General features: G+C 33.2%; 4 protein-coding genes, 1 pseudogene and 1 other annotated feature. All 5 genes and pseudogenes read right to left on the bottom strand.

Translation table 11 applies throughout. From position 1 onward, the window contains the following. Window positions 1-123: 123 nt before the first annotated feature. Window positions 124-399 carry a nucleotidyltransferase domain-containing protein gene (locus tag Q8X41_RS21170; RefSeq protein ID WP_397538222.1) on the bottom strand — a complete coding sequence of 92 codons (276 nt, stop codon included), beginning with the start codon at window positions 397-399 and terminating at the stop codon, window positions 124-126. Window positions 400-683: 284 nt separating this feature from the next. Further along, window positions 684-1,985 carry a serine hydrolase domain-containing protein gene (locus Q8X41_RS21165; RefSeq protein WP_397538221.1) on the bottom strand — a complete coding sequence of 434 codons (1,302 nt, stop codon included), beginning with the start codon at window positions 1,983-1,985 and terminating at the stop codon, window positions 684-686. 495 nt (window positions 1,986-2,480) lie between these two features. Further along, window positions 2,481-2,995 (bottom strand): annotated as a pseudogene (locus Q8X41_RS21160) (DinB family protein). 252 nt (window positions 2,996-3,247) lie between these two features. Continuing rightward, entirely contained in the window at window positions 3,248-4,603 is a 1,356-nt protein-coding gene (locus Q8X41_RS21155) for an amino acid permease (RefSeq protein WP_397538220.1), read from the bottom strand. 86 nt (window positions 4,604-4,689) lie between these two features. Beyond that, window positions 4,690-4,944: a binding site (T-box leader), on the bottom strand. A 236-nt stretch (window positions 4,945-5,180) separates the two neighbouring features. After that, window positions 5,181-5,921 (bottom strand): alpha/beta hydrolase, encoded by a 741-nt coding sequence (locus Q8X41_RS21150; protein ID WP_397538219.1) that lies wholly within the window; start codon window positions 5,919-5,921, stop codon window positions 5,181-5,183. Between the last annotated feature and the right edge of the window lie 79 nt (window positions 5,922-6,000).

Here is a 6,000-nt window from a genome sequence, read left to right as displayed (position 1 = left end):
TTTTTAAAACCTTCTTATGTATTTTCAATTAATTATACCATTAGTTTCCAAAAGTTACGAAAAATATTAAGTATTAACTGAAAACAAAGAATTCCAGAGCAAATTAGATGATTAAAATTAAAATCAAAAAAATACAAGAAGACTCAGTTTGGTATCAAACATAGCGATAAGGTCTAAATCTGATTTTTTTACAATCGATTCTCCTCTTGCTACACTACCGTACACATAAACACTATGCAATTGTTGATGAAATAAACTTTTAAGACTCTCGATAGATTCTCGAATGCAAGTCATATAGACATCATCAATTTTGTCTTTGCTCACATCGCTTACAATAAATCCATTAGGGTCTAGACCAAATCCTGCAATTAAATTCCCTATTCCAATTTCAATCACCACCTTTTTATCAGCATTTCCCTAATTATTTCACCAAGAAAACGTGGGCAGACTAGGTTTCTTATTGAACTAAACTCCCCCGATAATTTAAGTACAATCTTTCACAAACACCAAACTATCATTATCATAAGTATTCAATTTTTCTTTAGATTCTTCCTCCATTATATGGCCCTTAAATGAAAAATGAGCTCTTATCCATTTTCAATGGATAGCGCCCGATTGTTGAGGATTTTAAATACTATGTCTTGTTTAAGTAACGTACCAGTTTGTTGAATAACATTCAGAAACTAAGTCTTTATAAGCTTATAGTTTTTTTCTATAAAATCTTTATACTCTACACCTACTATTTCACCTGACAATGAATAATGGAATATGACTTGCTCATTAATCATTTCGGTTAAAAAAGTTGTTTTTGATACATTGTGACTAACTGGCACTAGTTTAAATTTATATAATACCCCATACATTTTAGGAACTGTTAAATATAGTTCACCATTTTTTATAGAGATATCTAAAATTTTACTCTCATCATTTTCAATAAAATACTTCCCAGTAATATGTTCCGCGTTAGTAAATTTGATTGATTGAGAAGAAAGAGGTAATGTTACATGTTCATCAAGAATTAGCTTGGCCATTTCTTGAGTTAAATGTGTTATAGGCGTGACATTCATATTGCTTAGAAAGATTATCGTAACTTGTTCATCAACAAATCGTAAAAAATCACTACAAAACCCACTAATATCTCCAAAATGGTGCATACATTTTCTACCCAAGATATCTGACACTACCCAACCAGAAGCGTATGAACTAAGATTTGGCGTAAACATTTTTTCTATTAGTTCTTTGCTAAGAAGCTGAGATGATTTTAATGCCTGATCCCAAAGGAATAAATCCTCTGTTGTAGAATATAGACCATAGGCTCCTAAAGGAAATGATAAATCTGAGTATACTGAGTGAATTGGATTTTCCCAGAATGAATAACCAGAAGCTAAATTTGCAACTATCTTAACTCCGTCATCACAGCCTGTATTATTCATGCCCAAGGGGCGACATATGTTTTCTTGTATGTACTCTGCATAGGACATCCCTGAAACTTTTTCAATAATCGCTGTTAGTAATGCGTATCCTGAGTTTGAATATTCGAATTTTTCACCAGGCTGGAAGTTCAATTCAAGATGTTTAAATGAATCAATCAGTTGATGTAAAGTCATCGGGAGTCTCATTGTTTTAGACCAAAAATCAGGAAAACTTGTGTAATTTGGAATCCCTGTAGTGTTTGTTAAACAATGATAGATTGTAATTTTTTCACCTTGTGGATAATTAGGAAGATGCTTCCCTATACAATCATCTATACATAATTTCCTTTTTTCATGTAATTGAAATATAGCAATAGATGTAAAGGACTTAGTAAGTGAGCCGATGCGAAATTTAGTAGTAGGTTTATTGGGTACTGCATGCTCCCAATTTGCCATACCAAAACCTTTATTTAAAAGAATATTTTCGTTAGAAGCTATTAAAATGGAGCCATTCAAATAACCATTTTCTTCGTACCTTTCGATCCACCTACTTATCCGTTTTTCCGTAATCATGTCATTCCCCCAAAAATTCCTTAACAAATCTTTGTAATTGCTTGTTCAACTAAACTTATCCTTTAGTTTAAGTTCACTTTTCAAAATCTTATCTATATTTTAGCATTAATATCCAATTTATTGTGAAGTGTTATTCAATTAAATGGCCCGATTGCTGAACAAGAAAAAATTCTGCATTATCACATCAGGTATAACCTATTATTAGAAAAAGCACCTTAAAAGTAATTGTTAAGTACTAATACCCGAATCCCTTTAAAGATGCTTTTATATTTTGTCTAACCCAAGGCGCTCATTTTGTTGCTTTAAAATAAAGTTTGATCAAAAACACCTTACAAACACATAATTGGTGTTAAATAAATGAACCCGTTTTGAAAAAAGATTGATCAAAACACGCTTTAAATATATTCAATTAAACCATTCGCTTATAAATAAGTTTGATCATTTCTTGATCCTTGTGCAATTAAATCGCCCGATTGCGAAATTTGCATAGACAGTCTAATTATCGAATAGCCCCCTTCCTCTCAGATTTGCGGAAACTGGCTCCTTTCCTATTTCACGTGCCCATATAGATAACTGGCCAATATGATGGATTTCGTGGACAATGACATGACGTATGATCTCTCCGTGTGTACATTCAATGACTCGGCGCCTGATTGGTGCGTCTCTAGAGCTAATCGGTCTTCATTGAAATCCGTTTCTGAAAGTTTCCGAGAATCCATTTCATTTGTCCAAGATTTCACAAATGGCTTCACTTTCTCGTGGTATTGAGCTGAAAGATTTTTCACTTTTTGTAAGCAAGCATAATCTTCAAACATTGGCTCCTCAGGAACTGGTTCACCTCGCAAACCTAAGATCCACATATATTCCACATCTACAATGTGAAATAGGGTATGAAGGATACTGCCGAAACCACCGACCAGTTTCTTTAATAGTTCTTCATTCGGTATGTCTTCGCACAATGTAAACCAATCATCACGAACTTGCCAGTTATATTGAAAAAGTTTCAACATCACAACAACCTCCATCTTTTAGATTTACATTTAATATTCAACAAAAGACTTCAATATCCTTATTTAAATAATAACTCTAAAAAAACCTGTTAAAACCCTCTACAAACTGGCCTTTTTCATGAAGAAAGACGCTCTACTTATTTCAGAAAAGCGCCTTTAATGGAATAATATAATCTTAACCATAAAATCATTTAATTCTTAATGAACTAACGCTTTCTTTTGTTTTAATAATTTTCTTCACAAACTGTGTTATCAAAATTTTTTGATTTTATATCCTATATATAGAATCAAAAACCATATAGGTGCTACAATTAATGCTATTCGCATATCCTCAATAAATCCCATTAAGACAACGACAAATGCTAAAAATGTTAATGCTAAATAGGTTGAAACTGGATAAAACGGAATTTTAAACGCTAGTTTTTCTATTTCCTTTTTTGTTTTTGATTGTCTGAACTTTAATTGTGTAATCAGGATAATCGTCCAGCTGGTAATAACCGCAACCGTGGCAACAGAAGAAATATACAGAAACACTTTTTCAGGGACAATATAATTCAAAAATACTGCGACTAATAAAAACAAGGAAGAGAACAGGATTCCACGTCTTGGACTTCCATTCTTGCTAAGCTTACCGAAATATTTCGGACCGTTATTTTGCAGTGATAAATTGTATAGCATTCTTCCCGAAGCGAATAATCCACTATTAAAAGCAGATAATGCTGCTGTTATGACAACGAAGTTAATTATATTTGCAGCACCAGGAATACCAACTTTATCAAAAATTAACACAAACGGACTTCCATTCGTGCCTATCTTATCCCAAGGATATAAAATCATCATGATTCCTAATGCACCAATATAAAAAATTAATATTCTCCAGATTACATTGTTGATGGCTGACGGAATTGAGTGTTGAGGATTTTTTGCTTCCCCTGCCGTAATTCCAACTAGTTCTACCCCACCAAATGAAAACATCACGAGGACCAATGACATTATCATACCGTTGATTCCATTCGGCATTAATCCTCCATGAGTCCAAAGATTGTCAAAACCGATTGGCTTTCCTCCATTCCCGATTCCTAGAAAGATGATTCCTAACCCAAGTAGAATCATTCCGATAATGGCTACAACTTTAATCATTGCAAACCAGAATTCAAACTCTCCATATGCTTTTACATTAGCAAGGTTTATCATTGTAAATACGATAAGTACAACCAGTGCTACCAGCCAATGCGGAATATCAGGAAACCAGTAATTTACATAAACTCCTACTACCGTTATTTCTGCCATCCCAACGACTACCCACATAAACCAATAGGTCCACCCAGTTAAATAACCTGCAAACGTCCCTAAATATCGATTTGCATATGAACTAAATGAACCTGAAACAGGATCATCAACTGCCATTTCTCCAAGTGCTCTCATAATGGTAAAAATAACTAAGCCTCCAACCAAATAAGATAACAAAATGGATGGCCCTGCCATTTGAATGGTTGCACTTGAGCCATAAAACAATCCAACTCCAATTGAACCTCCAAGGGCAATTAACTGGATATGCCTATTGTTTAACCCCCGTTGAAGACTCTTTTTTTGATAATCTTTACTCAATCATAATTCCTCCTTAAAATTATTACTAATATCGCAAGTTCTATAAGAAACAAAATAAAAATAAAAAAACGCCCTTTTGGATTAACCAAAAGGACGATTCAACTCGTGTTACCACCTTTAATTCATAAACAACTCATATTGCTTATCTTTGTAAGTACGGTCATCTGACGACGATACTTTAGCACATGATCACGGGTGCTAAGCCGGTGTAGCCTACTAAGGATTCCTTTTCAGTACACTGCTCCAAGATGAATTCACAATCTTTCAACATGCACCTCTCATCAACCGGTAACTTTCTGTCTGTTTACATGATTGCTACTATTTCTTATCATAGCATTTGTTCTTATACTTATATCTCGAAATATTTTAACAAATCTTCGTTATGCAAATATTAATTATATATTATTTTATCCCTAAATTTAAGTTTGTCAATATAAAAAATTATTCTTCAACTCTCTCAGTTTAAAATGATTCTTTATATATGTTTTTTAAGAATTTAAAAATATGGCCCTTAAATGAAAAATGAGCGCTGTTTCTTGTTATAGAAAATCGCCCGATTGTTGAATATTCATTAAAACTACCAAGTTAAACCATCTAAGAATGCAAGAATATCTTGGTTAACGTTGTTAATGTCCGTACCTAATGTCATTAAATGTTTAGAGTTCGGATACCCCTTCATTGTTTTTTGATTCGTCGCAACGCTTTGAAAAATTACCTCTGCACTCTCTTTATACAATGGCTCATCTAATTCACCGTATAAAATACGAATTGGTGACGTTAAAAGTGCTAGTTTATCCATCGTTATATCAATTAGCTGTTGGAACTCAATTAATGAATCGATAGACATATTTTGAAGACGTTTCATTTCTAAATTTAATTGTTCTTCATTTTTCCCTTCAAGTTGTTTGTACCCTTTTGCATAATGAAAGACACGCTTTTGTAGAAAAGTAGCTTCCCTATGTATTGGCACTGACATTGCCACAACCCCATTTATCTTCAATTCTTGACCAACTTTTAATGCAAATACACCACCAAGAGATAGACCAATCACAGCTATTTTTTCAAAACCCTCATCCTTCAACAACTGGTAACCGTTTATTACATCTTGCCACCAATCTGAGGGTCTATATGTGAGAAGTTCTTCTGCTGTTAAACCATGGCCACTGTATAATGGTGCAAAGCAAGAATAATTGTTCTTTTGCAAATACTTCCCTAACTTTTTCATATCAATCGTATTGCTTGTAAAAGAATGTAATAGTAAAACGGCCTTCTCTCCTCCTTTATAGAAAAAAGCCTTAGGGCGTACTATTTTCATCATTATTTTGAATACCTCACTAACATAATTTTAGACTTTAATTAAATAACTGAATATCGAATTTTTATAATTCCTTTAAAGG

Origin of the sequence: Rummeliibacillus pycnus, assembly GCF_044359855.1 — a bacterium.
Taxonomy (GTDB): domain Bacteria; phylum Bacillota; class Bacilli; order Bacillales_A; family Planococcaceae; genus Rummeliibacillus; species Rummeliibacillus pycnus_A.
The sequence above is the reverse complement of the archived record's forward strand: the minus strand, read 5'-3'. Positions and strand labels throughout refer to the sequence as shown.

Coding starts and splice junctions, on each gene's coding strand:
- Q8X41_RS21165 (WP_397538221.1), bottom strand. CDS start 1,985: ATGATTACGGAAAAACGGATAAGTAGGTGGATCGAAAGGTACGAAGAA.
- Q8X41_RS21150 (WP_397538219.1), bottom strand. CDS start 5,921: ATGATGAAAATAGTACGCCCTAAGGCTTTTTTCTATAAAGGAGGAGAG.